We start from the raw sequence: 4,358 nt of genomic DNA, 5'->3' as shown, positions 1-4,358 counted from the left end.
GCTCATCATGGGCTTGTGGGCAGCGGTGAGTTTGTATGCTTTGCTGGGTACTTTATGTACCATCGAGCTGGGTACTTCGGTACCCCGCGCAGGGGCCTGGTACGTGTACGCGCAGCGGGCCTTTGGCGACTACGCGGGTTTTGTTGTAGGGCTGAATAGCTGGTTCGGTACCTGCGCAGCACTGGGTTTCGGGGTTTATACCATGAGCGAGTACCTGGCTTTGCTGCTGCCACAACTCCTTGGTTATGAGCCGTACCTGGCCGTGGCAATGCTGGCGACTTTGGCCGCGCTGCACTGGATCGGGCTGGCGCTGGCGAGTCAGTTTCAGAATATCATGAGTTTTGTCAAAGCCGTGGGCCTGTTCGCCTTTGTGGCTTTTTGCTACATCTACGGACAGGAACTAACGGCGGAGCAGACGCTCGCTACCACGAGCCGCATCGCCGAAACGGGTAGTTGGCTCGGCCCGATGATTTTCTCGCTGCAGGCCATTTTCTACACCTACGACGGCTGGCACACCGCCGCCTACTTTGCCGAGGAAGACCGCGACCCCACCCGCAACCTGCCGCGCTCCATGATTGGCGGCGTGAGTCTGATTATCGTCATCTACCTACTGGTCAACCTGGCGATTCTGTACATTCTGCCGATGGACGAACTGGCGGGTTCCAAACTCGCCGCCGCCGACGCCGTGCGGCTCATTTTCGGGGAGCGTTCGGGCAAGTACGTGACGCTGTTTTTGATGATTTCCATTCTGGGCATCGTCAACGCGCAATTGATGTTCAACCCGAGGGTACTTTACTCTATGAGCCGCGACGGGCTTTTTCTGCGGGCCGGAACCCGCGTGAATGCGGGCGGCACGCCATCCTTCGCCATGCTGGTCACGGCAGGACTAGCCATCACGTTGATTTTGATTGGGAAAGAAGCTTGTGAAAAACTCTCGGACATCGCCACGTTTTTCTTCGTCCTTGGCTATACGTCGGGCTTTGCGTCGCTGCTGGCCCTACGGCGGAAGGAGCCGGATTTGCCCCGTCCCTGGAAAGTACCCGCTTACCCCGTGCTGCCGATCGTGATGCTGATTTTATCGGTGGCGTTCTTGATTGGGGCCGTGGTGCAGGATTTGTCCAGTTCGCAGTTTGCACTGCTGTTTTTGGTCGTGAGCTATCCGTTGTATTTGGGCGTGAAGAGGCTGAATGCGTAGCGGTTTTATTTAGCTACCTGGCTTGCCCGGCTATTCCCAGATTTTTTTTAAAAACTACCTTCACTTACTCCATGAAAAGACTTCTTCTGCTTCTGCTGGTACCAATTCAGCTAGTGGCGCAAAACACCCCGCTTGCTGCCTTCAAGAAATACCCTTTTCCCACCGAATTATGCGCGGCCAGCCGGGGTTCCAAACTCGCCTGGGCTGTGGACGAACAGGGAAAACGCAATGTGTACGTCGCCGATGGGCCGGACTACGCGCCCAGAAAACTCACCAAATACACCCGCGACGACGGGCAGGAAATTACGAGCTTGTCCATCTCGCAGGACGGAAAGTGGGTCGTGTTCGTGCACGGCGGGGATCACGGCGGCAACTGGGACGATCGGCTGCCCGTGAATCCGGCGGCGGACCCTTTCGCCCCGGAGGTGAAAATAGTCAGTATTCCGTACACGGGAGGGGCCGAGAAGCACTTTGCCGACGGTGAATATCCGGTCATTTCGCCCGACAGCAAGCGGGTGGCCTTCACCAAGGGCGGGCAAGTGTGGGCCGCACCACTGGACAGCCTGGATTCGGCCAAAAACCTGTTTAAAACCAGAGGGACCGTCGGCTCGCTGGAATGGAGTCCCGATGGTACCTCGCTACTATTTGTCGCCCGCCGGGACGACCACGCTTTGATCGGTATCTACACCGACGCCGCCACGCCCATCCGCTGGATTGCGCCGTCGTTTAACCGGGATGCCTCACCCCGCTGGGCGCCGGATGGGAAGAAAATCGTCTTCGTCAGGATGCCCGGCGCGGGTGGTGCGCCGGATTCATTGCTCACCGACCAACACCGGCCGTGGAGCATTTACGTAGCCGAGGTGGCTTCGGGTGCCGCTACGCGTATCTGGACGGCCCCGCGCACGTTACGTGGTTCCGTGCCATACACGCAGGGCGGTTTTAACCTGCACTGGGCGGCGGGCGATAAAATTGTTTTTGTATCCTACGCCGATGGCTGGCCGCATTTGTATTCGCTGGACGCCAAAGGCGGAACGCCGCTTTCGCTGACGCCGGGTAATTTCATGTGCGAACACATTTCGCTAAGTCCGGACAGAAAACGCCTGACATTCAGCGCGAATACGGGTCCCGACAGGTTCGATTCGGAAAGAAGACACGCGGCTATCGTCAGCGTAGATAAAACCGATATGCGGGTGCTGACGCCCGGCGAGGGGCTGGAATGGACGCCGATATTGACCGATGGCGGGGCCAAAGTCGCATTAATCAGCGCCACCGCCCAGCGGCCACCGATGCCCGCCGTTATGGATTTGAGCGGCAGCGATAATGGTAAAATAAAGCTGCTGGGCGCGGGCATGCTGCCCACCGATTTTCCCCAAAATAAATTGGTGACACCCAAATCCATCACGTTCCGGGCGGCGGACGGCGTAGAGGTTCACGCCGACTTGTTCGAACCCGTTGGTGGACCGGCCAAAAAGCCCGCCATCGTGTACGTACACGGCGGCCCTTCCCGACAGATGCTGCTGGGCTGGCATTATTCCGACTATTATTCCAACGCCTACGCCGCCAACCAGTATTTGGCCAGCCTGGGCTTTGTGGTACTGTCGGTCAATTACCGCCTGGGCATTGGCTACGGCTACGATTTCCAGAACGCCCCGAATAGCGGCAGCCGTGGCGCGGCCGAGTACCGGGACATCAAAGCGGCCGGGGAATGGCTGCAAAAACAAAGTTTCGTGGATGCCGCAAAAATCGGCGTTTACGGAGGCTCGTATGGTGGTTTCCTGACCGCGATGGCCCTGGCGAAAGACTCAGAACTGTTTGCGGCCGGCGTCGATATTCACGGCGTCCACGATTGGGATGGCTCCGATAGAATATCGGGTCAATACGCTGGTAAGTACGAGAAAGCACCCGATTACGAAACGGCCATCGAAACGGCCTGGCTGTCCTCGCCAGTCTCGCAACTCGCTACCTGGAAATCGCCCGTCCTGATTATTCACGGCGACGATGACCGGAACGTGCGCTTCAACCAAAGCACCGACCTCATCAATCGTCTGGAAAAACTCGGGGTACCTTACGAAACCATGATGATTGTGGACGACACCCACCACTGGATGAAATGGTCCAACGCGGTCAAAGTGTATCAGGCGGCGGCTGATTTTTTTGTGAGAAAGTTGAAGAAGTAAAATCTGTTCGACCAAAATTCACCACCTGAATGTGCTTGCAAAAAATCAGCATCAAGGTCTATTATGAAATTACTATTCCCATTTTATGCTTTCCTGTGCCTTTTTGTTTCCTGCACCGCGAAAAAACAGAATGATAAAGTTGAGTTTAAAGACGTAGCTGCCTCGGGCCTTTCCGGCAGAGAGCTGTCGATTGCGCACTGCGGCCGATGCCACGCTTTCGTAAGTCCCGAACTACTGCCCAAGAGTATTTGGCGAGAGGTACTTCCAGCCATGGGCCACCGGATGGGGATATATAGTGGCGGGTTTCGACCCGATAGCTTGTTCGACGCAGCCAAAGGTGGCGACGTGGTGCGGGCGGCGGGCATTTATCCCGAAAGGCCGATTTTGGCAAAGGAGGATTGGCAAAAAATACAAAAATACTACCTCGACCTTGCGCCCGACACCATCCCTCCTCCCCGGCGCGAAAAAGCCATTCGGATGGGGCTGGTGCATTTCAAGTACCGGGAAGCGGCTTTTTCTCATCGGCCCGCCCTGACTACGATGGTCAAAATTCTGCCCAATAACCGAGGCATCGTGTACAGCGATGGCAAGGGCGGACGCAATATTCTGACCTTCCTGACACCCGAGCTGCGGGAAAACTATAGTATTCCGTTGCGCTCGACGCCAGTCCAGTTTTACGAAAAAGAAAATGAATTCTACCTGATGACGGTTGGGAGCGGTGTTTTTCCTACGGACGCGTCCAATGGCGTCATGCAACGATTGGTAAAAGACGGGCCGAAGGGAAATTACGCGCTGGGAAGCGTCGCTATCTCCAATTTAAAACGACCCGTTTCTATGACCTTCGGAGATCTGAATCAGGATGGGCTTGACGATGTAGTGGCTTGTGAGTTTGGCAACGAAACCGGACAATTGGCCTGGTACAAAAACAACGGGAGAGGCGGCTACGACAAAAGGATTTTGCGCGAGAAACCCGGCGCGATCAAGGC

Annotated in this window: 2 protein-coding genes and 1 pseudogene; all 3 read left to right on the top strand. The window is 56.2% G+C overall.

The window, feature by feature from the left end; translation table 11 throughout:
- Nucleotides 1–1,195: APC family permease (locus tag ACEW8P_RS03300; RefSeq protein ID WP_373511684.1), on the top strand; the 1,195-nt coding region annotated here is incomplete at its 5' end.
- Nucleotides 1,196–1,266: 71 nt separating this feature from the next.
- A complete protein-coding gene (locus ACEW8P_RS03295; RefSeq protein ID WP_373511683.1) occupies nucleotides 1,267–3,372 on the top strand; it encodes a prolyl oligopeptidase family serine peptidase in 2,106 nt (701 codons plus the stop codon).
- Between the two features lie 63 nt (nucleotides 3,373–3,435).
- Nucleotides 3,436–4,358: pseudogene (locus tag ACEW8P_RS03290) on the top strand (VCBS repeat-containing protein); the annotation flags it as partial.

The organism is Persicitalea sp. (genome assembly GCF_041751555.1).
Lineage (GTDB): Bacteria > Bacteroidota > Bacteroidia > Cytophagales > Spirosomataceae > Persicitalea.
Note: the sequence above shows the minus strand (reverse complement) of the source record. Positions and strands in the feature narration are given on the sequence as shown.

Bases quoted from the DNA above. Each gene is read 5' to 3' on its own strand.
- ACEW8P_RS03295 (WP_373511683.1), top strand. From the start codon at position 1,267: ATGAAAAGACTTCTTCTGCTTCTGCTGGTACCAATTCAGCTAGTGGCG.